Here is a 22,036-nt window from a genome sequence, read left to right on the forward strand (position 1 = left end):
TTCGTCATGCCCGGGCTTGTCCCGGGCATCCACGTTCTTTCGTGCAATTGGCGGCCAAGTTCGTGGATGGCCGGGACAAGCCCGGCCAGGACGGAGCAAGAAACAAAAACAGGGAGAAGCCACCATGGGACTACTCGACGGCAAGGTTGCGCTGATCACCGGCGCGGGCGGGGGGCTCGGTGAGGCCTACGCAAAACTGTTCGCGCGAGAAGGGGCCTCGGTCGTCGTCAACGATCTCGGCGGTCCCCGCGACGGCTCCGGTGCTGACAAGTCGATGGCGCAGCTTGTGGTGGATGCGATCAAGGCCGAGGGCGGCAAGGCGGTCGCCAACGGTGCCGACATCTCCACCATGGAGGGCGGCCAGTCGGTGTTCGACGACGCCATCAAGCACTTTGGTCGGGCCGACATCCTCGTCAACAATGCCGGCATTTTGCGCGACCAGACCTTTGCCAAGGCCAGCGAGGCCGACTGGGACAAGGTCATCAAGGTCCACCTGAAGGGTACCTTTTGTTGCACCATGCCGGTATTTCGCTGGATGCGGGAAAACGGCGGCGGCGTCATCGTCAACACTTCCTCGACATCAGGGCTGATCGGCAATTTCGGCCAGACCAATTACGGCGCGGCGAAGGGCGGCATCTGGGGCCTGTCCAACGTGCTGGCGATCGAGGGCCGGAAGTACAACATCCGGATCTGGACGCTGGCCCCGGGCGCGCTGACCCGCATGACCGCAGACCTGCCCCGCTATAAGGAGAACCCCTCGGCGGCGCTGGGGCCGGACGGCATCGCGCCGGCCGTGCTATACATGGTCAGCGATTTGTCGGGCGACCAGACCGGCAAGGTGCTGGGCGTGTCCGGGCCCCGCGGCGTGCGCGAAATGCGGATGATGGAGATGGAAGGCTGGAAGCCGCCGCACACGGGCTGGAACGCCCAGGACATCGTCGATCATGCCAAGGAGATCTTCTTCTCCGAGGAGCAGATCAAGATGGGGGCGCGGAGGTTTTAGAAGGCCGTCATCCCGGGGCACGCGAAGCGTGAGCCCGGGATCCATACTCCGGATCGTGGTTATGGATTCCGGGCTCGCGACTACGTCGCGCCCCGGAATGACAGATAGAGAGAGAGAGAGACGAGGACTAGATGAAACTCACCGCCGACGCCAAGGGCACTTTCGCAATCGCGCCGACGCCGTTCCACGACGACGGCCGGATCGACGAGCGCTCGATCGACCGCCTGACCGATTTCTACGAGGAGGTCGGCTGCGACGGCGTCACGGTGCTGGGCATCCTGGGTGAGGCCCCGAAGTTAGACGCCGCCGAGGCCGAGCAGGTGGCGGTGCGTTACGTCAAGCGCGCCAAGAAGATGCAGGTGATCGTCGGCGTCTCCGCACCGGGCTTTGCCACCATGCGCTCGCTGGCGAAGGCCTCGATGGATGCGGGCGCGGCCGGCGTCATGATCGCGCCGCCGCCGTCGCTTCGCACCGACGACCAGATCGTCGGCTATTTCAAGCAGGCTGCCGAGGCGATCGGCCCCGATATTCCCTGGGTGCTCCAGGATTATCCGCTGACGCTCTCGGTGGTGTTCACCCCCTCGGTGATCCGCAAGATCGTCATGGACAATCCGAACTGCGTGATGCTCAAGCACGAGGACTGGCCGGGACTGGAGAAGATCTCGACCCTGCGCGGCTTCCAGAAGGATGGCTCGCTGCGTCCGCTCTCGATCCTCTGCGGCAATGGCGGCACGTTCCTCGATTTCGAGATGGAGCGCGGTGCCGACGGCGCCATGACCGGCTACGCCTTCCCCGAACTCCTGATCGACGTCGTGAACCTTTCCAAGGCCGGCAAGCGCGATGCCGCACATGACATCTTCGACGCGCATCTGCCTCTGATCCGCTACGAGCAGCAGCCCGGCGTCGGCCTCACCGTGCGCAAATACGTGCTCCAGAAGCGCGGCATCATTGCCTCCAGCGCGCAGCGCAAGCCCGGCGCGACGATGACGGCGACGGCGAAGGCCGAGGTCGACTATCTCCTGTCGCGCGTCGCCCGTTTCGACAAGCGCGCCAATCTCGGCCCGCAATCCAGCGCCGCAGGTTAGTTGAATGCCAGAAACATCAGCATCACGCCCGGCGTCGACGATCCTCCTGCTGCGCGATGGCGCGAAGGAAATCGAAGTCTTCATGATGGTTCGCCATCATCAGATCGAGTTCAACTCGGGCGCGCTGGTGTTTCCGGGCGGCAGCGTCGATGCCGGCGACAACGAGATCGTCGCCCGCGCCGACCTCTATTCGGGCGGCGAGGGCTTGAGCGAAGCGGACCGCGGTTTTCGGATCGCCGCGATCCGCGAGACTTTTGAGGAGAGCGGCATCCTGCTCGCGCGCTCCAAAGACTCCGGCACGCCGATCAATGCGAAGCGGGCTGGCGAGATCGCGGACAAGCATCGCATCGCGCTCAACGAGCACAAGATCAGCTTCCTCAGCATTCTCGCCGACAACGGCCTCCAGCTCGCGCTGGACACGCTCGTGCCCTACGCGCACTGGATCACGCCCGAGGGCATGCCGAAGCGGTTCGACACCTGGTTCTTCCTGGCGGCCGCGCCGCCGGACCAGCTCGGCGCGCATGACGGCCGCGAGTCCACCGATTCGATCTGGGTCTCGCCGCGCGAGGCGGTGGAGGGCGGCGAGAGCGGCCGCTTCAAGCTGCCGTTCCCGACCACGCGCAATCTGATCCGGCTCGCCAAGCAGCCAAACGTGAACGCCGCGATCGAGCACGCCCGCGGCATGTCCATCGTCACGGTGATGCCTGTGATGACCAAGACCGAAACCGGCCGCCAGCTCCGCATCCCCCGCGAGGCCGGCTATGATGGCGAGGTGTTCGAGGTCGGGGCGGTCGGCTAGTACACTTCGACACGCAACGAAGTATTGGGGAGCGCGAACGCGCTAGGTTCCGTCCATTGCGGAATGGACGGGCGCATCATGGATACGAGGCAGGACACCAACATCGCCGTCGAGCTGGCGCTGCTGGTTATGCTCGCGACGCTCTGGGGCGGCTCCTACACCTTCATCAAGCTCGGTGTCGCCACCATCCCGCCGATCACGCTGATCGCGGCGCGGACCGCCATTGCGGGGCTGCTGCTGCTGCTCGTGATGTGGGTGAGGGGCATCCGGATGCCGACCGATGCGGCGACTTGGCAGCGATTCGCGTTCCAGGCCGTGCTCAACAGCGTCATCCCCTGGACCCTGATCGCCTGGGGCGAGCGCCACGTCGATGCCGCGCTTGCCACCATCCTCAACTCGGCCGGCCCGATCTTCACCTTCCTGCTCACCGCAATCGTCACCCGCCACGAGGCGACGACACCGCGAAAGCTGTTCGGCGTGGTCGCCGGCATGGCTGGCATCCTGCTGATCGTCGGCGTCGATGCGGTCCATGACGTCGGCAGCGGCATCGTTGCGGAGGCCCGCGATCGTCGCCACCGTCTGCTATGCCTGCGCCGCGATCTTCGGCCGCAGTTTTAAAGGCCTCGATCCCATGGCGCCTGCCGCCGGCTCGCTGCTGGCGGGGGCGGCGGTGCTGACCCCGGCCTCGCTGGTCGTCGAGCAGCCCTGGACGGTAACGCCCTCGCTGAGCTCGGTGCTGGCCTTGCTCGCGCTCGCCGTATTCTCGACCGCGGCGGCGTTCGCGATCTACTTCCGCCTGATCCAGACCCTGGGCTCGGTCGGAACCACCGCGCAGGCGTATCTGCGCGTCCCCATCGGGGTCGCCATCAGCGTCGCCTTCCTTGGCGAGACCCTGAGCCGGACCGCCTGGATCGAGCTCGCCTGCGTCGTCCTCGGCGTCGCCGCCATGACGATCCCCGCCCGCCGGCCGGCCAGCGCCCAGGCGTCATAAAGTCGAGGCGGAGGAGGGCGGTAGGCCGGAATATTAAGGATATTGGACGTCCCGAGGCATGTTCCCCCGGGCCTGCAATACGTCGTATATTGGGCTACCAGTAGCCCGGTCCTCAAAACACCAATGTCCGCCGAATTGACGCCGACCCCTGAGAAAAAGCGAACATTCTCGCTCTCCATCGGCCAGCTCACCTTCGGCAGCTTCCTCCTGGTGCTGGCGGTGATGATCGTCACCTCGACCGCGAGCGTGATCGCGATCCGGCACATTGACACGACCTTCGCCGAGCTCCAGCGGCTCCAGAGCGTCGGCGACCTCGCCGAGGACATCGATCGCCGCATGAACGAGCTGCGGCTCGCCGCGCGCGACTTCGTCACCGATCCCGGCGCCGGCATCCAGTTCAAGCAGGTGGGCGAGGCGGCCTCGACCCTCAGCGACATCCTGAAGAAGACCCGCATCGAGCTCGCGCCCGAGCAGCAGGACATGATCGACGGGGTCACCGAGCGCCTTGCGACCTATCGCAGTGGCCTGGAGCGGATCTCGACCCTGATCGACCGCCGCGCCCAGCTGCTCGCCGGCCTGCCGCCGCTGCGCGACCGGTTCGACGCGGCCGTGTTGGGCGCCGCGGACCGCGAGCTGGCCTCCCGCCTGTCCGAGGCGCAGAGCCGGATCGCGCTCGGCTTGCTGGCGCGGAACCCGTCCGCGGCCGAGCAGGCGGCGCAGGGCATGCGGACGATGGACATCGCCGACAGCGGGTTGAGGACGGCCGTCAACGACTATGCCGAGGCCATCATCGCAGTCGCCGTCCGGGAGCGGCAGATCGCCGACATCGACCGCGAGGTGCTGGGTACCGAGGGCCGGCTGATCGGCCGCGTCACCGAACTGCTGCGCGATGTCAGCGACCGCCGCGGCCACGTGCTGTCGCGCGACTTCGCCCGGACGCTTGCGGAGGCGCGGTGGCAGAGCATCGTGCTCGGAAGCGTCGGCGTGCTGATCGGCATGGTCGCGGCCGCCTTCGTGGTACGGCGGACCGTCCGGCCGCTGGCAAAGATCGCGCGATCCATTCGCGCGCTTGCGGCCGGCGAGAAGAACACCTCGATCCCGTCTGCCGACCTCGACAACGAGATCGGCGACATCGCGCGCGCAGCCGAAGTGTTCCGCCGCGCCCTGGAGGAGGCCGACACCGCGCGCGAGGCGGCGGTGCGCGCGCTCACCGAGCAGCGCCTCGCGGAAGAGAGCTATCGGAAGCTGTTCGAGGGCTCGGTCGACGGCATCTACGTGACGACGCCGGCCGGCGACCTCCTCAACGCCAATCCGGCGCTGGCGCGGATGATGGGCTATGACAGCCCGCAGCACCTGATCGACAGCATCAACGACATCGCCCACACCATCTACGTCCTTCCCGAGGCGCGCGACGAGTACCAGCGGCTGATGGCGCGCGACGGCATGGTGCGCGAGTTCGAGTACCAGGTGCGCCAGCGCAGCGGCAACATCCTGTGGCTCTCCGATAGCGCCACCGGCGTGCGGGACGAAGCCGGCAACATCGTCCGCTACGAGGGCACGCTGCGCGACATCACCGACCAGAAGCGGGCGGAAGACGCCATCGCCGAAGGCCGGCGCCTGCTCCAGCAGGTCATCGATACCGTGCCCGCGGTGATCAACGTCAAGGACCGCGACCTGCGCTATGTGCTGATGAACCGCTACATGGCCGGCATCTTCGGCATCGAGCCCGGCGATGCGCTCGGCCGCACCACCGCGGACCTGATGTCGCGCTACGGCGCGGCCAAGACCGACGAGAACGACAAGCGCGTGCTCAGGCTGCGCAAGGGGCTCGGCTTCTACGAGGAAGAGTACAAGGACGCCGCCGGCAACATGCGGCAATGGCTGGTCAACAAGCTGCCGCTGCTCGATGCCGAGGGCGAGATCGAGCGGATCGTCACCGTCGCGCTCGACATCGGCGAGCGCAAGCGCGGCGAGCAGGAGATGCGCAAGGCCAAGGAATCCGCCGAGACCGCGCTGCGCAATCTGCGCGAGACCCAGGCCTCGCTGATCGAGGCGGAGAAGCTTGCTGCGCTCGGACGCCTCGTCGCCGGCGTCGCGCACGAGGTCAACAATCCCGTCGGCATCAGCCTCACGGTCGCCTCCGCGCTGGAGCGCAAGACTGCGACCTTTACCTCCGAGGTCGAGCGCGGCGAGCTTCGCCGCTCCACGCTCAACGACTTCCTCAACACCAGCCGCGATGCGTCCTCGCAGCTCGTTTCCAATCTCAACCGCGCCGCCGAGCTGATCCAGTCGTTCAAGCAGGTCGCGGCCGACCGCAACTATTCGGATCAGCGCATGTTCGATCTCGGCGATCTCACCGAGCAGGTGGTGATGAGTTTGCGGCCGGGCCTGCGCAAGCACAATCTGACGCTCAATGTCGAGTGCCAGCCGGACCTCACCATGAACAGCTATCCCGGTCCCTACGGCCAGGTGCTGACCAACCTGTTTCTCAATTCGGTGGCACACGCCTTCCCGGACGGCCGTCCCGGGACCATCGACATCCAGGTGCGCGAGTCCGGCAAGGACAATGTCGAGATCATCTTCTCGGACAATGGCTGCGGCATGTCGCTCGACGTCCGCCGCCGCGCATTCGATCCGTTCTTTACGACAAGGCGCGACCAGGGTGGCACCGGTCTCGGGCTGCACATCGTCTACAGCATCGTCACCAACCGCCTCGGCGGGCGGCTCGATCTCGATTCCGAGCCGGGCAGCGGCACGCGTATCCAGATCATCCTGCCGCGCACGGCGCCGCTTGAGCAGGCGGCGGAATAGCTAATCCGCGTCAGCGAGCCGGTGCAGGGTGGCGCCGAAGATCTGGCTGGCCTTGCCGACGAGAGCCGTGCCGGTCATCTCCGCGCGAGTGTCCGTGAAGGTCCCGCTGACGCCGATGCCGACCGGGGCAGGGCCGCCGAACAGGGGATTGTCGTCACCCCGTGGCGAGGTGTGGCGCTGCACCAGCACCTCACCCTTGAAGGTGTTGTCCTTCACGATGTAGCTGCCGGTGTAAAACAGGTAGGCGTCGCCGCCAAGAATCCTGCCGTCGCGAAAAAGAATCACGCCGCTGCCCTTGCCGACTCGACCATCGAGCAGACTCACGTGAATCGAATAGAGGCCGTTCTTCATAACGTCCCGTAGGCCGGCCGCCATCGCCCAATGGGGCAACCGGTAAAGCTTTTATGCCAAAGCGCAATCCCGCACGCAACGCGGCAGTTTGCCGGCCGGCAAGCTATCCCCGCCACGCGCACCGTAATTGTCCCGGCTTGTCTGTGACACCGATATGACGGTCTCATTATGAGGCGAGGCCAGTCATTGCGAATCAAGTTGGCCCGCGAAATGCATAACCATTGTTGCACTGGCCGCGGGGTGCTGGAGCAAGACAAACGTGAGCAACTGGATCGATTCCGGCGGCGATGAGCCGCGTCAGTACAGTGCGCGTCCCACGATTTGCAAAAACGAACGATGGCGGATTGGCAGCGCGGCACGCTGGCGACGCGTGACGAAGCTGGCTTGCGCCGCGGCTCTGATTGCGCTCGCAGTCCCTTTCGGGCACGCGCGCGATCGCGGCCAGTTCGTCAACACCAATGCCGATCTGAAGGCTTGGTTCGACGGCCTGCGCAGTGGCAAAGGGCCGTGCTGCTCCGATGCCGACGGCTCGGCGCTCTCGGATACCGACTGGGAGAGCAAGGACGGGCACTATCGCGTCCGCATCCCGCGCCTGGGCTATATGCTCGACCGCCAGCAGCAGCAGGAGATGGTCTGGGTCGACGTGCCCGAGGAGGCCGTGATCTCGGAGCCGAACCGGGTGGGGCGCACCATGGTGTGGCCGATCTACGGCTACACGGGCGTGACCATCCGCTGCTTCATGCCCGGTAGCATGACGTAGCGCCACCCGGCGATGCTCGGGCGGCGGCTGATGCCTGATGCGGCTTGCGTCAGGTGTATTTCTTGTCGCGCTCGAGCAACTCGATGGAGATGCCTTCCGGGCCGCGGATGAAGCAGATGCGCACGCCGGGGCGGATCGTGGTCGGCTCGCGCGTGAAGGTGACGCCCTTGGCCTTGATCTCGGCCGCGACGGCGTCGATGTCCTTCACCGTGAGGCCGAAATGGTCGAGGCCTTGATGCGGGTGCGGGGGCGGCGGGTTGACGGCGTTGTCGCCCTCGAGCGGCGCGATGAAGATTTTTGCGCCGCCGAGGTTCACGTCGATCCGTCCGGGCGCGCGTACGATCTCACCACCAAGGATGTCCCGCAGCCAGGCCGCCGTGGCCTCCGGATCGGGGCTGCGCAGATGGACGTGATCCCAGGTGACGACGACTGGCATTTCTTGTTCTCCCGACAGGGGCTTTCGATGTTGCAGTGCATGTTAGCGGCCTCGGGGAGTGATCGCCACCGCCCTTGCCGACTCGTCTGAAGCGCGGGAACCTTAGTTCGTCTGCCGGATTAAGGTAAATAGCGGCCAGATCTGTCGTCGAACGGGCTGTGGTCGCTATCGGTGCAACGATGAACGCCAGGCTTGACCGTATCGGGTTGGGACGTTTCGCCGGGACCGGCAAGCGGCTGGCGCGGAGCGTGACGATCGCGAGCGTCTCATTCGGCCGCAGCCTTTTATGGTTGATGGCGGCCATCATCGTCGGCTGCGGTGTCTGGATGCTGCTGCCTCTTTCTAAGAGCAACAGCGCCGAGCCGGCAAAGCCGGAGCTCGCATCTGTCGAGACGGCGCCTTCGGGTGATGCCGCAGCGGCGGTCACGCCGGCTTCTGAAGCCCAGGCGCCGGCGATGGCTGAACTCGGTCATCTCAGGATTTCATCGCAGACCTGGCGTCGCGGCGGCCTCGGCTCGAAGGCACTGGTGACGTTCACGCTGCGAAACGACAATGACTATGCCGTAAAGGATATCGAGATCGTTTGCGCATTCGCCCGACGCGACGGCAGCCATCTCACCGATCGCACCCGCGTGCTGGCCGAGCCGGTCAGCATGAAGAGCCGCAAGACGTTTGCGCGCGTCTCCGTCGGCTTCGTCAACGTGAACGCGGATCAAGCGAAATGTTCGCTTGTCGCAGCACGGCGCGCCTGAAAGACGGCGTCCTCCGGTAGCGGAAAAGTTACCGTCCGCAGCCTCCGCAGCCCTTGGCCAAAATCTTGGCGTTGCCACTTGAACCAAAGGGCTGAGCTAGGAACCAATTAGAGTATCGCCTGTTGAGGCGGAGTGCCCACGCGGGGATTGCGGGGGGCGGAGTGCGGCCAATGCCCATCTTTCGGTATTTCGTTTATGTCGGTGGAGCTTTGCTCGCACTGTTGTTGGCGGTGAGCTACATGGCGCCGGCGGCGCCAGTGGCGCAGGCAGTTGCCACCGCAAGCAATGATCAACCCCTGATCCGGATCAGGTCCGATCGCCACCTGCCTGAGCGTGTCGTGCTCGACACCACCCAGCCGACGATTGCGGCGCCGGTGGTGAAGACGGCCGTGGCGGCGCCTCAGCCGCCGGACGCCGCGTCGGCAGCGGCCTTGGCGGAGATGTCGGCCAAGGCACGGGTGCGCGAGACCTTTGCCCAGTTTACCCCTGGTTCGAAGCCCGACGCCGCCAAGAAGCCGGCTCAGCCCAAGCGAAAGGTCGCCAGAGCGCATCCGGCTCCGCAGTATTATGGTGGGCCACAATATGGTGGGCCGCAGTATGGCCGGCCGATGATGGTGGCACAGCAGCCGCATTTCGGCCTCTTCAACACGACCTGGTGACAAGCCCGCTGTTACCCGCCTCCGCGGAGGCGGGAAGGGCTTTTTATTGGCCAGCCTCTCTGCTAATTCGAACCCGTCCGAACGCACCCGGTGCGCTGGCTCGCCAGCCTCGGTCCGGCGTTTCGCGGTTAACGGCCCAAACCCCCCGGGCCAGGGCGCTCGTAGCTCAGCTGGATAGAGCATCGGATTTCGATTCCGAGGGTCGGAGGTTCGAATCCTTCCGAGCGCGCCACGAAATTCTCCAATCAGATCATACTATTACGCAGATTTCTTATTCTGTTCTCTCTCCTCATTCCGAATCCTATTTTCTGGCTCATTCCGATAACGCGTATCCGAGCCAGCCATCGGCTGGATGTGGTTTTCTTCCGGGATGACAAACCGAACGTTGCGTTCCGGGCGAAGACTGCCCGCATCGGGTAACGCCGTGATGCATTAGGCCGCTCCCGGGTTGATGGCGGCGGCCATTGCACGCTTGGATTCCCTCGCCGGTCTGCTCGAGCCCATCGATCCCGCTGAACGCAACAAGGCGGTCAAAGCTGCGCTGACCATGCTCGGCGATGACGCTGCTGTTGCTGACCAAAGAGGAAGCGGCAAGGGCGGTGCCGGTGATGATGACGACGATGGTGACGACAATTCCGAGTTCAACCCCAAGGTCCGCACTTGGATGTCCCGCAACAAGGTGACCGCTGAAGAAATAGCGCACGTTTTCCACGTCGATGGCGAGGCGGTGGACGTGATCGTTGACACGGTGCCAGGCAAGAACGAGAAGGCGCAGGTTCATCGCTGAGGAAGTCACCCTCTGACAGTGGACGCCATCGCCAAGACTACTAGACGCCACCCCGCCGCCACCGGACGAAGCGATCACAACAAGTGGGGCAGGACCTTCTCCAGCGACATCAATGATCGGTCGCTGCGGCGCTTCTCTGAGTCTAATTCCGCTTTCGGTGGGATTGTGTTGAAAAAGGCCGCTGTTGCGACGCAGAGGGATCAGTGATTCAGTCTGTCTAATTGGCAGGACTGAAGATCATGATGGGGCATCGGCAAGTCGAACAGGCTGCGTTGTTCTATGAGTTTTCGCTCGATAGGCATATTCCCGCCGACCACTTGCTCCGGTCGATCGATAGATTTGTCGACCTTGAACAGGTCAGGCAGGACCTGGCACCTTTCTACAGCAGTATCGGTCGACCTTCGATCGATCCCGAGCTGATGATCCGGATGCTGCTGATCGGTTACTGCTTCGGCATTCGATCGGAGCGGCGCTTATGCGATGAGGTTCACCTCAATTTGGCCTATCGGTGGTTCTGTCGGCTCGGTCTGGATGGCGCGGTGCCGGATCACTCGACATTCTCTAAGAACAGGCATGGCCGCTTCCGGCAGAGCGACCTCTTCCGTCGCGTATTCGAGAGCGTGTTGGGCCGCTGCATCGAGGAGCGACTGGTCGGCGGAGAAGGATTTGCCGTTGACGCGAGCCTGATCAAGGCCGATGCCAATCGGCAGAAGGGGATCGAAGGCGACAAGGGGCTTCCACCGGAGGCTGCCGGCCGAGCGATCGATGAGTATCTGGCTGTCCTCGATGATGCCGCTTTCGGAGCGGCGACTGAGGTCACGCCGAAGTTCGTGTCACCCTCCGATCCAGCGGCGCGCTGGACCGGGGCGCACGGTGGCCAAGCCTTCTTCGCCTACTCAACGAACTACCTGATCGACGTCGAGAACGCGATCATCGTCGATGTCGAGGCGACGACGGCAATCCGGCAGGCGGAGGTGTTGGCCGCCAAACGCATGATTGAGCGCTCGCTCGAACGGTTCGATCTCTATCCGAACCGGCTCCTCGGTGACAGCGGCTACGGCTCGGCCGAGATGCTTGCCTGGCTGGTCTATGAGCACGGCATCGAGCCGCACGTTACAGTCTTCGACAAGTCCGCCCGCACAGACGGGATCTTCTCGCGCGATGACTTCACCTATGACCATGCCGGGGACCTCTACCGTTGTCCCAGCGGTAAAGTTCTTACCACGACCGGAACGCTGGTGAATGATGGCGCCACCATGCTTTACCTCGCCAGCAAGTATGATTGTGATCGCTGCGCATTGAAGTCCCGGTGTTGCCCTAAGCAGCCTTCACGGAGGGTGCCGCGCTCGATCTACGAGGGCGCTCGCGACATGGCGCGCCAGATCGCAAGATCATTGGAGGGCCGCACTTCGCGTCGGCTCCGCAAGAAGATCGAGATGCTGTTCGCGCACCTCAAGCGCATTCTCAAGCTCGATCGCCTGCGACTAAGAGGCCCGAACGGCGCGCGTGACGAGTTCACCCTCGCAGCCACCGCTCAGAACCTTCGCAAGATGGCCAAGCTGATCCCGATGCAAATCCCCAGGCCCGCTTAGCGGGGGGACCAACCGCTAAGCCGCTTCGGAGCTGGCGCCAATACATCGGACTACTGCAGACTTTTTCAACGAAATCGGTGGCACAGCGGACGTAACTGGGCTCGCTGCTGGATCGCCCCAAACGAAAATGACCCATAGGCGATATGCGGCAAATCTTTTCGCCGAGTTCCAGCTCTCTATAGGTTGATCTATGTCAAAGGCTGCTCCGGCCGGATTGCTACGCTATCGATTTCCCCAGTCATCACGCTGCAAAGGGAAGCTACTCGCAGCTCAGATACGCAGCCCAACCTGATTGTGAACGGGCATGGAAGATCCATTCCTGAATTACTTCGCACTGGGCTTGCTGTTTTTCGTGGTGATCGTGCTGGTGTACGGCATCATCGCGATCCACGACATTCCAGCGCGGATCGCGCACGCGCGTCATCATCCGCACCAGGACGCCATCCACGCCGCCGGTTGGATCAGCCTGTTCATGCTGCACCTGCTATGGCCGTTCCTCTGGATTTGGGCGATGATGTATCGGCCGGATCGAGGCTGGGGCTTCGGTCACAAGCCGGGCGAGCCGGCCTCGCCAACGGAAGCGGTGGCTGAACTGGAGAAACTCAGGCGTCGAATGGCGGAGGTCGAGGCCAGGCTCGAGCACAGGGACCCCGCAGTTCAATCGGGCAAAGGACAGCCTCAGCCTGCAATCGAGCAGCCGGGATCGTTGGTCTTGGCTGCCGAAGAAAGCGTTCCTGCGACGGACGCGGCCGCTGTGGAGAGCCGCGGCGGCCGCCGATAGCAGATGCGCTCTCAAAGCTCGGAGTGGAGGTCACTAATGGAACTCCTGCTCACATTGACCTACGTGGCACTCTGCGTCGCTATCTTCAAGCTTTTCAGAATTCCGGTCAATCAATGGACGCTCGCGACAGCCGCACTCGGTGGCGTCTTCGGGCTTGCGCTGCTGTTCATAACGATGGCCTACAACCATCCATTTTCCACCAACGCGCGCATTTATTTCACGGTTACGCCGATATTGCCTTCCGTTCGAGGTCGGGTGATTGAAGTACCGGTCGAGTATCGTACCAACCAGCACCTCGACGCTGGAGAAGTTCTCTTCAAGATCGATCCCAAGCCTTACGAATATATCGTCGGGCAAAAGCGTGCCGGGCTGGCGGACGCCGAGGCCAATGTTGCCCAGCTCAAGGCATCCGTCGATCAGGCATCGGCAACGGTCGAAAAAGCGAAGGCCCAACTGCAGCTCGCGCAGGACAGCTACGACCGACAATCGACGCTGTTCCAGAAAAACGTCGTGGCGCAGGCAACGCTTGACACCGCAACGCGTAATCTCGATGCGTCAAAACAGACGGTTGCCGAGGCCGTCGCTGCAGAAGATCGTGCCCGGCAAGCGTATGGCGCGACAGTTGATGGTGAACACTCGGCCATCGTTCGCTTACGCAATGAGCTTGCCGATGCTCAATACGATCTGGACCAGACCGTTGTTCGAGCCCCTACAAGCGGTTTTGTCACCGAGCTGGCTCTGCGGCCGGGGGTGTACGTGGTTCCGGCGCCCTTCCGTCCAGCGATGATTTTCGTCAACGACACCCAAAGCGATCGGGCTTTGGTAGCGGCGTTCCAGCAGAACGCGCTGCAGCGCGTTCGTGTCGGCGACAACGCCGAAGTTCTGTTCAAAGCCATACCGGGTCGGCTCTTCAAGGCCAAGGTCAACCTCGTGATTGATGCGATTGCTGCTGGCCAGCTTCAAACCACGGGCGCGCTACGGAATGTCGAGGCGCTGCCCGAAGGCCGGGCTCTGGTCAAGCTGGACCTCGTCGATGACATCTCGGGTTACCAGGTGCCGCTTGGTTCGGGAGGCGAAGCCGCCATCTACACCGAGCATTTTCACGAGCTGTCGCTGCTGCGAAAAATCCTTCTGCGCATGCGAAGCTGGCAGAACTACGTCTTCCCTGAGAGCCTCTAGAAGATCGATGACGCGCACCTTCTGGGCTCGGCGGCGGCAAGGGCCTCTACACCGAATTTTTTTGGTGGCGCCAATCGCGTCAGGATTGGGTCGCGCGGATGCTCGATAAATCCTTTCGAGGCGAGCGCAGGGCGTGAGAGGCGCCACATTCGGTCTCGCCTAATTTGAATCGCTTGATTTGGATCAAGTACGAAGATCTGGAAGTCTCGCATGTAGAACCCGCAACTATCAACTATTGGCGAGGACAATCTCATGAAAAAGATGAGCGTGCTCGGAGCAATTTTGGTGGGAGCCACGATATTGTGCGCCGCGCCGATTTCAGTTCAGTGGTCGCAAGAGAAGGGCTTGTCCGTATCGTCGAACAATGCCTACGCCCGAGTAGGAAGACCGGCAACTGCAACGAGCGTCGCTGGCGTTGCGCGGAGAGCGGATCGACGGGCAGTGCGCCGCTGCGCAACGGGAGTTACCTGCTAGGGTTCAGACCCTCACTGTTGGATCTCGAGGACGCGACGTCTCGGCCTCAAAGAGCCGAAGGCGCTCCAATCTTCAGATTAGCCCTTGGTTACTACCGGGGCCGGAGCTTTGCCGACCGGGTATTTGCCGACCGGGGTTTTGCCAACGGGCCACTTACCAATTGGCGCAGTCTGGACAACTGGCTGCGGGCGGCCGCAAGGCCAGTCAGTCTGCCGAAAACCTGGTCTGCCGGCCCCGCGCCAGCGTGTCGGAGGGCGCTTCGTGGAACGTCGCGCGATAGGCCGCGGCGAACTCGCCGAGATGATGGAAACCCTGGGCGCGCGCGCATGTGGCGACGGTGGCGCCGCCGCCTTTGAGGAGCCGGGCGCGGGTGGCCCACAGCCTTTTGAGGCGGATGTACTGGTGCAGGCTCATGCCACGCACCTGGCTGACCGCGCCGCCGAGCGTGCGGATCGAAACGCCGAACTCACCGGCGAGATCGGCCGTGTAGATCGGGGCGGTCGGATAGGCTGCGACGTAGTCGTCGATCCGTTGCACCAGCTTGGCCGACCGGTCGGCCTGAACTGAGGCGCTCCGATGCGAGGGCGGCTCGATCCGGAACAAGTCATCGAGCGCGAGCAGCAGGCCTTCCTGGAGATGGGCGGCGGCCTCGGTGGTTTCGAACAGGAACGGCTGCACCGATGCGGTTCGCAGAATGTCGAGCAGCAGTTGGCGCGTGTGCAGCAGCGCGGGCCTGTTCGCGACATAGGCCCGCAGATCGTCGGCATGGTCGAACCAGCCCCGGTCTTTCAGGCCGGGTGAGAAGATGATCATCGCATAATGATTGGTCTGGGGTTCGACGAAATGGCACTCTTCGTTGCCGCGGAGCACAACGAAGAAGCGCGCGTCGAGATCCATTCCGTTGGCATTGGCCTGAAGGTCGTCGGTCATGGACAGGATCACCATCCCGCCCGGCATCCGATAGGCAGCGTCGAGGATGCGCGCGAACGACTTCATTACGATGATGCGGCATGCCGGCAGCGAAACGACGGCGCGGGCCGCGGCGAAGTTCGAGACGTCGAGCGGAATGCTTCTCGCGTCCTCCATCGACTCGATCGGCCGAAACGCATCGACGTCGGCAAAGCCGATCAGTTGAAGCGCGGAGGACGGGGCGAGGGCGTCGAACAACATAGGTCTGGCCGGCCGCTGCAATGTGACAATGAAATGAACGTCTGTACATTGCCATCAATGGCGAAACATCCGGCTTCAGTAAACCGGATTCCGGGCCGTAGTATTGCGGACATCATGCCAAGGGTGGTCAGGCCAATGTCACCGTCAACGTTCTCGGCTCATTGGCTGGCCCGAGGCAAGGTCGATGAAATGCAGCCGCGTGCAGGCGGGACAGGCGAAGGACGCAAAGCTGCGTCCCTCCTGTCTCTGCTGCCTCTCCAGATGCGTCTGCACGTTCATGCCCGTCTGCGGGCATCGAAAAACGATCAAATCGGCCATCGTGACAGAATGACGGCCTGGCGGATTTCCACTTTGATCTAGATCAGTTTTGTAAGCGCTCCAGGCGATCGCGCCGGTGCGCATAGGCAGTTTTCGATTCCGCAAAAGCGAAGGGGCCTCGAGGGCCCCTTCGAATGTCACCAGCGGCGATAGCCGCCGTAATAACCATAGTAGCGCGGGCCGTAATAGCGGGGCCCATAATACCGTGGGCCGTAATATGGCCGCGGTCCGTAATATCCATAATAGTTCGGGCGCCACCAGCACTGTCCCCAGGCGTTGCAGACCATGCGGACCTGCTCGACGTCGGAAACCTGCGGTGTCGCAGGCGCGGGCGCAATGGGCATGGCGGACGCCGCCGGCGATGCCGCGAGAGCACCGAACAGGGACGCGGCGACGAGGCCAATCTTGAGATTCATGATGTCTTCCTCTGCTTACGCGATGCAAGATATCGAAGTCGTTCTGATCAAATTGTGGCGGAACCGAAATGTAATGCTGATGAATAGATCTTCAGCCAGTCCGCCCCAGGCCCGACCTTCTTTAGTCTCGCCAGACTATCCCAGGTTCGCACGCATGACCAATGCAGCATCTGCGCTGCTGTTGGCCCGCAGAACGACGCGGTGATGCTTGATCTTGCGCAATTCATCTGTGCGGCTTCATCCCTAGTCTTGTCGCTGTGGCCCAGTCTTTCGAGAAACGCGAAGGAGGGGCCCGCAAGATGCTTAGAGCTGTGCTTTGGAGCTGTGGTATGGACAAGATGAGATTGGACAAGGGTGACTGGCTGGTCGTGTGCGACGGGCGCAAGGCGCTCATTCTGGAAAACCTCGGCGACGGGATGTTTCCGAACCTCCACACCAGGGAGGTGCATGAGCAGCCCAATCCTGCGACCAGCGCGCAAGGGAGCGATGCCCCGGGGCGACTCCACGGCGCGGCCGGCGGGGCACGCAGCTCGGTCGAGCAGACCGACTGGCACGATGAGGCTGAGCGCGCCTTCCTGCGAAGCCTCGCCGGCCGGCTCGATGCCGCCGTTAGTTCGGGCGAGACCTCGGCCCTGACCATGGTGGCTTCACCACGCGCGCTCGGCATGATCCGCGCCGACTATTCGGACGCCCTGCGCAAGGCGCTGCAAGGCGAGGTCGGCAAGGACCTGGTCAAGCTGCCGGTCTACGAGATCGAGAAGCAATTGCTGCGGTCGGGCGTCGGCCGATAGGGATGCCCGCGCTGGCGCCCCTCAGAAGCAGGGGTGCCGGCGGCGGTCCTGGCCGACATAGGCGGCGGCGCTCCGGTAGCAGTGGTTGGTCGACGGGCCGTCGTAAAAGGCGAAGGTGCCGGGGGTGATGCCGGGGCCATAATTGTGCAGATAGCTGATCGAGTAGGGCAGCGGGTTGGCGTAATAGCGGTGGTACCGGTGATGTCCCCGCGCCTCTGCAAGACCAGGGACCAGGATTGCGGCCGACAGGGCAGCAACTGCGGCTACAAGCGTCAACTTGCTCATCTCGATTCTCCGGAACCCCGCGAATAGGTCGCTCATCTATAGCCATTTCGGGCCGCCGGGGCACCCGTCCGGAGGCCCGAAAACGGGGCCAATCCCGCAGATTTCCGGGAGGGTGTGACAGAATTGCCGGAAACGGCCTCCAGGGCTGCCCATTTTTGGCCTTTTCGGAATGCTTAACGAATTCCCCACACAAGTATGACCAAAGAGAATTCGGCTAAGAAATCCTGTCGCCGGCCTTATGGGGCTCCTTTGAGGCCGATCCATTCCTGAAGGCTGTCGCCGTCACGCCGCCATGCGCATCACGCTTCTGAGTTTGCTGCTGCTCTTCGTCGCCGCCGCCACGCCGGCGCGGGCTGAGCTGCACATCACCCGCGATCACGGCGGCTATGTCGAGGAGTACAAGGTCAAGTACAAGCGCGTCCGCGACAAGGGCGAGCGCGTCATCATCGACGGCATCTGCAACTCGGCCTGCACCCTGGTGCTCGGCATCGTGCCGATGAACAAGATCTGCGTGACGCCGAAGGCGAGTCTCGGTTTCCACCAGGCCTATTACGACAAGGCCTTCACCTTCGGCATCAAGGTCACCAGCGCGGAGGGGACGTCTGACCTGATGTCCTACTATCCGGACGCTGTGAAGGACTGGATCCGCCGCAATGGCGGGCTCACCACCGACATGAAGAAAATCAAGAACGGCGTCGAGCTCTGGAAGATCATCGATCCCTGTCCGGAAGAATGGTGAGCGGCTGAGCTGAGCCGCCTGCCGCAGCGCAGCACCCACTCAGGTACAAATTCGCATTGCCGCATAGGCCCCCATGAGGCATGAGGGCGGCAATGGACCATAATCAAGAAGCCCTGACCGCCCGCGCCGCGCCGATCCTGTTCGTGCTGCTTTGGAGCACCGGATTCATCGGCACCAAATACGTCATCAACAACGCCGATCCCTTGACCTATCTCGCCATCCGCATGGCGATCGTGGTCGGCCTGATGGCGATCATCGCAGGCATCGCGCGGCCGAAATGGCCGGACCGTGCCGGCATTGCGCATAGCGCAGTCGCCGGCATCCTCGTCCATGGCTTCTATCTCGGCGGCACTGCGATCGCGATCGCGCATTCGATCCCGGCCGGGCTCTCCGCGCTCATTCCAGGCCTTCAGCCGATCCTGACCTCGACCATTGCCAACCGCTGGCTCGGCGAGAAGGTGACGCCGGTGCAATGGGGCGGCCTCGTCCTGGGTCTCGGCGGCGTGGTGATGATCCTGCACAACCGCCCGATGACCGGCGAAGCCGGCCTCGGCTGGCTCGCCTCGGTCGTCTCGCTGATCAGCATCACACTCGGTACGCTGTACCAGCGCCGCTACTGCAACCACATCGACTGGCGCGCCGGCAATCTCGTGCAATACGTCTCCGTCACCATCTTCTTCGCAATCGGTGCCTTCCTGTTCGAGGACCGCGTGGTGCACTGGACGCGCGAGTTCGTGCTCGCGCTGGCCTGGCTCGCGGTCGCGCTCTCGATCGGATCGATCGGGCTGCTGTACTGGCTGATAAGCCACGCCGCGGCAACCTCGGTCGCGAGCCTGTTCTATCTGGTGCCGGCGGTGACCGCGCTGATGGCCTATCTATTGTTCGGCGAAAAGCTCGATGCGCTGGCGATTGCCGGCATGGCGATGTGCGCAGCCGCGGTGTTTGTGGTGAACCGGCGATTCTAAAGCGCGATGAATCGTCATCGCGCTTTAGGTTATTGTTTGAGCATGATCTTTTCGGAAACCGCTGCGCACTTTTCCGGATCATGCTCTAGGCGGATGATGAGGTGCGGCGGAATACATCCCTGACGTGCGGGCCGCGTCCGTGTTAAGTTGAGCACATTTCAGCTTCCCCTTTCGCAACGGTGATTTCCATGAAGAAGGCGAGACGTGCGCTGCTCGGCCGATCCCTGAAGCCGGTCCGGATTGCCTGCATCAATTACGCGGAGGAGTCGATCAGCGGCCGCATGATGAGCCGGCTCACCGCGGCGCTGCAGAAATGCTACGACAAGCACTTCCTCCCCGTATGGGGCTATCCGGTCGATCTCTATGTCACCCGGACGCCGAAGCCGGCGGATTGGCAGCTGGTCTATTTCGACGATGCCTCGCACAAGAACATGCTCGGGCGTCACGAGCTGACCCATCGCGGCCAGCCGATCTCGAAAATATTCGTCAAGGCGCTCGGCGACGAGCCGGTCAGCGTCGCTGCCTCGCACGAGCTGTTTGAGATGGTGCTCGACCCCATGGCCAATCTCTGGGCCGACAAGAATCCGAACACCCAGTATGCCTATGAGGTCTGCGACGCCGTGGAGGAGGATTCCTTCCGCGTCGGCGGCTTCGAGATGTCGAACTTCGTCTACCCGTCCTGGTTCGAGCCGTTCAAGCATCCCCGCGGCACCAAGTTCGATCACAAGGGCACACTAAAGGAGCCGTTTTCGATGACCGAGGGCGGCTACGTCATCAAGAAGGTCAACGGCAGGAAGGTGATCAAGGCGTTCGGCTCACCCGCGAAGCGACGGCGCTTCAACGCCGAAGACCGGCGCGGCCATCGCAGCGAATTCCGCGATCCGCAAGGAGAGCATCACCCGGGCCGGCGGGCGGATAAAAGGCGAGGGTAGGTCTTGCAGGAGCCGTCTCCGGGCGCGCCCGCACCTGGAGACGTGCTCGGGCTTGCGATCAGCGCTTGGACTTCTTGGCCTTCTTTTTCTTTTTTGCGACCTTCTTCGCGGATTTCTTCACCGCCTTCTTTGCGGTCTTCTTGGCGGTCTTCTTGGCCGCCTTCTTCGACGATTTCTTTGCAGCCTTCTTCGAAGACTTCTTCGCCTTCTTCTTCTTCGGCGCTACTTTCTTTGCGACCTTCTTGGCGGCCTTCCTGACCTGCTTGACGGCAGTGACTGCGGCATCCTTGGTCGTTTCCACGGCGGCGGTGATGCTCTCCATCGCCTGTTCGGTGATCGGCTTCTCGTCGTCCATATCGTCCCCCACGGTTTGTATGGAGCGATGACGATAGCCGGTTTCATGATTGTGTCAAAGCAACGCTCAACCTCTGCGGATCTTTGCGTAGGCGGCGAGCGCGCGCTCGCGTCCCTTCGCATGATCAATGAGCGGCCGCGGATAGGTCTTGCCGAGCGTGATGCCGGCGCTCGCGAGTTCGATTGGCGTTGCCTGCCACGGCTGGTGGATCAGCTTGGCCGGCAAGTCTTTCAGCTCAGGCACCCAGCGCCGGACATAGGTTCCATCAGGATCGAACTTCTCGCCCTGGAGTGTTGGGTTGAACACGCGGAAGTAGGGCGCGGCATCGGCGCCGCAGCCGGCGATCCATTGCCAGTTGGCGGGATTGCTGCCGGCATCCGCATCGACCAGCGTGTCCCAGAACCAGCTCTCGCCGTCGCGCCAGTCGATCAGGAGGTGCTTGACCAGGAAGGACGCGACCACCATCCGGACCCGGTTGTGCATCACGCCAGTGCGCCAGAGCTCGCGCAGGCCGGCATCGACGATCGGGTAGCCGGTAGCCCCGCGCTGCCAGGCGGCGAGCGCTTTCTTATCGCCCTTCCAAGGGAAGCCGTCGAAGTTGGCTTGCAGGTTTTCGGTGGCGAGGCCCGGATGGTCGTGCAGCAGATGGCGGCAGAACTCGCGCCAGCCGAGCTCGCTCAGGAATTTTTCGATACCCGGCCCGAGCGCGGGATCCTCCGCCGCTGCAAAGCGTGCGGCGTGCCAGACCTGGCGCGGGCTGAGCTCGCCGAACCTGAGATGCGGCGACAGGCCTGAAGTGCCCTGGCGGTCTGGACGGTCGCGGTCGCCGACATAGGAGCGGGCGATGTGCTTGAGGAAGTCGCGCAGCCTCATGCGGGCCGCGGCTTCGCCCGGCGTCCATGTTTCGCGTAGGCCGCCCGCCCAGTCCGGCTTGGCCGGCTCGAGCTTCCAGCTCTCCAATGGGTCGCTGGCGATCGTCGGCGCAGGGCCCAGCTGCTTCGGTGCGGGGAGCGGCTTGGGCGGATCGCCGAGTGACAGCACGCGCCGCCAGAACGGCGTGAACACGCGCAGGCCCCGGCCTTCCTTGTTGCGGATCGCAGAAGGCCGGACCAGCAGGTCGCCGGGAAAGCTTTGCGAGTCGACGCCGAGCTTGGCCAGCGCCGCTTCGAGCTGGCTCTCAACAGCCTGGTGCGGCGCCTGCTCGACCGTATTCCAATAGACGGCGCGGGCGCCGCTCTCGCGCGCCGTTTCGGAGATCACCTTGGCCGCCGGGCCCCTGCGCAGGATCAGCGAGCCGCCGCGCGCGGCGATCTCGGCGCCGAGCGCCCGCAGCGACTGCGCCAGCCACCAGCGTGCCGCGCCGCCCGGCGCTCGTCCGGCCGCATCGTCCAGCACATAGAGGCAGATCACCGGCGCGTCCGTCTTGGCGGCAGCTTGGAGCGCGGGGTGATCGGACAGGCGGAGGTCATCGCGGAACCAGACGATGACAGGCGGCGCGCTTGGCGGGGTCAGGAGGGCCTCGTTTACAATTTGGAAACCATGCCGCGGGCGGCCCTGTGAACCGTCGTTAATGGGGCCGTAAGTCGATTGCACGAATATGCAGGA

General features: G+C 63.4%; 21 protein-coding genes, 1 tRNA gene and 2 pseudogenes. 17 read left to right on the forward strand and 7 right to left on the reverse strand.

Translation table 11 applies throughout. The annotated features are described in order from the left end of the window. Positions 1-124: 124 nt before the first annotated feature. The 5 genes and pseudogenes from AAFG16_RS21785 to AAFG16_RS21805 all read left to right on the forward strand — a co-directional run bounded on the left by AAFG16_RS21785 (position 125) and on the right by AAFG16_RS21805 (position 6,689). Entirely contained in the window at positions 125-1,003 is an 879-nt protein-coding gene (locus AAFG16_RS21785) for an SDR family oxidoreductase (RefSeq protein ID WP_283086277.1), read from the forward strand. Positions 1,004-1,134: 131 nt separating this feature from the next. After that, positions 1,135-2,088, forward strand: a complete 954-nt coding sequence (locus tag AAFG16_RS21790) for a dihydrodipicolinate synthase family protein (RefSeq protein ID WP_283086278.1) — start codon at positions 1,135-1,137, stop codon at positions 2,086-2,088. 4 nt (positions 2,089-2,092) lie between these two features. After that, complete coding sequence (locus tag AAFG16_RS21795; RefSeq protein WP_283086279.1) at positions 2,093-2,887, forward strand: NUDIX hydrolase; 795 nt, start codon at positions 2,093-2,095, stop codon at positions 2,885-2,887. A 78-nt stretch (positions 2,888-2,965) separates the two neighbouring features. Next, positions 2,966-3,878 (forward strand): annotated as a pseudogene (locus AAFG16_RS21800) (DMT family transporter). Between the two features lie 123 nt (positions 3,879-4,001). After that, complete coding sequence (locus tag AAFG16_RS21805) at positions 4,002-6,689, forward strand: PAS domain S-box protein (protein ID WP_342740483.1); 2,688 nt, start codon at positions 4,002-4,004, stop codon at positions 6,687-6,689. Here the strand turns inward: AAFG16_RS21805 and AAFG16_RS21810 are convergent, their stop codons facing one another. Beyond that, complete coding sequence (locus AAFG16_RS21810; protein ID WP_283086282.1) at positions 6,690-7,040, reverse strand: GrlR family regulatory protein; 351 nt, start codon at positions 7,038-7,040, stop codon at positions 6,690-6,692. A 259-nt stretch (positions 7,041-7,299) separates the two neighbouring features. Between AAFG16_RS21810 and AAFG16_RS21815 the strand changes: the two genes are divergently transcribed. Next, on the forward strand, positions 7,300-7,800 hold the full coding sequence (locus tag AAFG16_RS21815; protein ID WP_342740484.1) for a hypothetical protein: 501 nt from the start codon (positions 7,300-7,302) through the stop codon (positions 7,798-7,800). A 49-nt stretch (positions 7,801-7,849) separates the two neighbouring features. On the opposite strand, the gene AAFG16_RS21820 is transcribed toward AAFG16_RS21815, so the two are convergent. Continuing rightward, positions 7,850-8,236 (reverse strand): VOC family protein, encoded by a 387-nt coding sequence (locus AAFG16_RS21820; RefSeq protein WP_283086284.1) that lies wholly within the window; start codon positions 8,234-8,236, stop codon positions 7,850-7,852. Between the two features lie 179 nt (positions 8,237-8,415). Here AAFG16_RS21820 and AAFG16_RS21825 point away from each other — a divergent pair, with 179 nt between their 5' ends. From AAFG16_RS21825 to AAFG16_RS21855, 7 genes and pseudogenes are all read left to right on the forward strand, one after another. After that, positions 8,416-8,988 carry a hypothetical protein gene (locus AAFG16_RS21825; protein ID WP_342740485.1) on the forward strand — a complete coding sequence of 191 codons (573 nt, stop codon included), beginning with the start codon at positions 8,416-8,418 and terminating at the stop codon, positions 8,986-8,988. 170 nt (positions 8,989-9,158) lie between these two features. Beyond that, positions 9,159-9,647 (forward strand): hypothetical protein, encoded by a 489-nt coding sequence (locus tag AAFG16_RS21830; protein WP_283086286.1) that lies wholly within the window; start codon positions 9,159-9,161, stop codon positions 9,645-9,647. 155 nt (positions 9,648-9,802) lie between these two features. Further along, positions 9,803-9,879: transfer RNA gene (locus AAFG16_RS21835), tRNA-Arg, on the forward strand. Between the two features lie 219 nt (positions 9,880-10,098). Further along, positions 10,099-10,434, forward strand: a complete 336-nt coding sequence (locus AAFG16_RS21840; protein ID WP_342740486.1) for a hypothetical protein — start codon at positions 10,099-10,101, stop codon at positions 10,432-10,434. A gap of 239 nt (positions 10,435-10,673) precedes the next feature. Next, positions 10,674-12,026, forward strand: a complete 1,353-nt coding sequence (locus AAFG16_RS21845) for an IS1182 family transposase (RefSeq protein WP_342735506.1) — start codon at positions 10,674-10,676, stop codon at positions 12,024-12,026. A gap of 304 nt (positions 12,027-12,330) precedes the next feature. Then, positions 12,331-12,660 (forward strand): annotated as a pseudogene (locus AAFG16_RS21850) (DUF3302 domain-containing protein); the annotation flags it as partial. Positions 12,661-12,843: 183 nt separating this feature from the next. Then, complete coding sequence (locus AAFG16_RS21855) at positions 12,844-13,986, forward strand: HlyD family secretion protein (RefSeq protein ID WP_342740487.1); 1,143 nt, start codon at positions 12,844-12,846, stop codon at positions 13,984-13,986. Positions 13,987-14,664: 678 nt separating this feature from the next. Here the strand turns inward: AAFG16_RS21855 and AAFG16_RS21860 are convergent. Beyond that, positions 14,665-15,630 carry a helix-turn-helix domain-containing protein gene (locus tag AAFG16_RS21860; protein ID WP_342740488.1) on the reverse strand — a complete coding sequence of 322 codons (966 nt, stop codon included), beginning with the start codon at positions 15,628-15,630 and terminating at the stop codon, positions 14,665-14,667. A 455-nt stretch (positions 15,631-16,085) separates the two neighbouring features. Further along, on the reverse strand, positions 16,086-16,364 hold the full coding sequence (locus AAFG16_RS21865; RefSeq protein ID WP_283086289.1) for a hypothetical protein: 279 nt from the start codon (positions 16,362-16,364) through the stop codon (positions 16,086-16,088). A 329-nt stretch (positions 16,365-16,693) separates the two neighbouring features. Between AAFG16_RS21865 and AAFG16_RS21870 the strand changes: the two genes are divergently transcribed. Next, a complete protein-coding gene (locus AAFG16_RS21870) occupies positions 16,694-17,155 on the forward strand; it encodes a host attachment protein (RefSeq protein WP_342740489.1) in 462 nt (153 codons plus the stop codon). A gap of 21 nt (positions 17,156-17,176) precedes the next feature. Here AAFG16_RS21870 and AAFG16_RS21875 read toward each other — a convergent pair whose 3' ends face one another. Continuing rightward, positions 17,177-17,440 (reverse strand): hypothetical protein, encoded by a 264-nt coding sequence (locus AAFG16_RS21875; protein ID WP_283086291.1) that lies wholly within the window; start codon positions 17,438-17,440, stop codon positions 17,177-17,179. Positions 17,441-17,732: 292 nt separating this feature from the next. Here AAFG16_RS21875 and AAFG16_RS21880 point away from each other — a divergent pair, with 292 nt between their 5' ends. The 3 genes from AAFG16_RS21880 to AAFG16_RS21890 all read left to right on the forward strand — a co-directional run bounded on the left by AAFG16_RS21880 (position 17,733) and on the right by AAFG16_RS21890 (position 20,076). Next, positions 17,733-18,179, forward strand: coding sequence for a hypothetical protein (locus tag AAFG16_RS21880; protein WP_342740490.1), 447 nt, complete (start codon positions 17,733-17,735; stop codon positions 18,177-18,179). 92 nt (positions 18,180-18,271) lie between these two features. Next, complete coding sequence (locus tag AAFG16_RS21885; RefSeq protein WP_342740491.1) at positions 18,272-19,144, forward strand: DMT family transporter; 873 nt, start codon at positions 18,272-18,274, stop codon at positions 19,142-19,144. Positions 19,145-19,332: 188 nt separating this feature from the next. Then, positions 19,333-20,076, forward strand: coding sequence for a hypothetical protein (locus AAFG16_RS21890; protein ID WP_283086294.1), 744 nt, complete (start codon positions 19,333-19,335; stop codon positions 20,074-20,076). Between the two features lie 58 nt (positions 20,077-20,134). Here the strand turns inward: AAFG16_RS21890 and AAFG16_RS21895 are convergent, their stop codons facing one another. Both AAFG16_RS21895 and AAFG16_RS21900 read right to left on the reverse strand, forming a co-directional pair. Then, positions 20,135-20,431: a histone gene (locus AAFG16_RS21895; RefSeq protein ID WP_283086295.1), complete on the reverse strand. Its 297-nt coding sequence runs from the start codon at positions 20,429-20,431 to the stop codon at positions 20,135-20,137. Positions 20,432-20,497: 66 nt separating this feature from the next. Beyond that, on the reverse strand, positions 20,498-21,889 hold the full coding sequence (locus AAFG16_RS21900) for a deoxyribodipyrimidine photo-lyase (RefSeq protein WP_342740949.1): 1,392 nt from the start codon (positions 21,887-21,889) through the stop codon (positions 20,498-20,500). Positions 21,890-22,036 lie beyond the last annotated feature (147 nt).

The organism is Bradyrhizobium sp. B117, assembly GCF_038969555.1.
Taxonomy (GTDB): domain Bacteria; phylum Pseudomonadota; class Alphaproteobacteria; order Rhizobiales; family Xanthobacteraceae; genus Bradyrhizobium.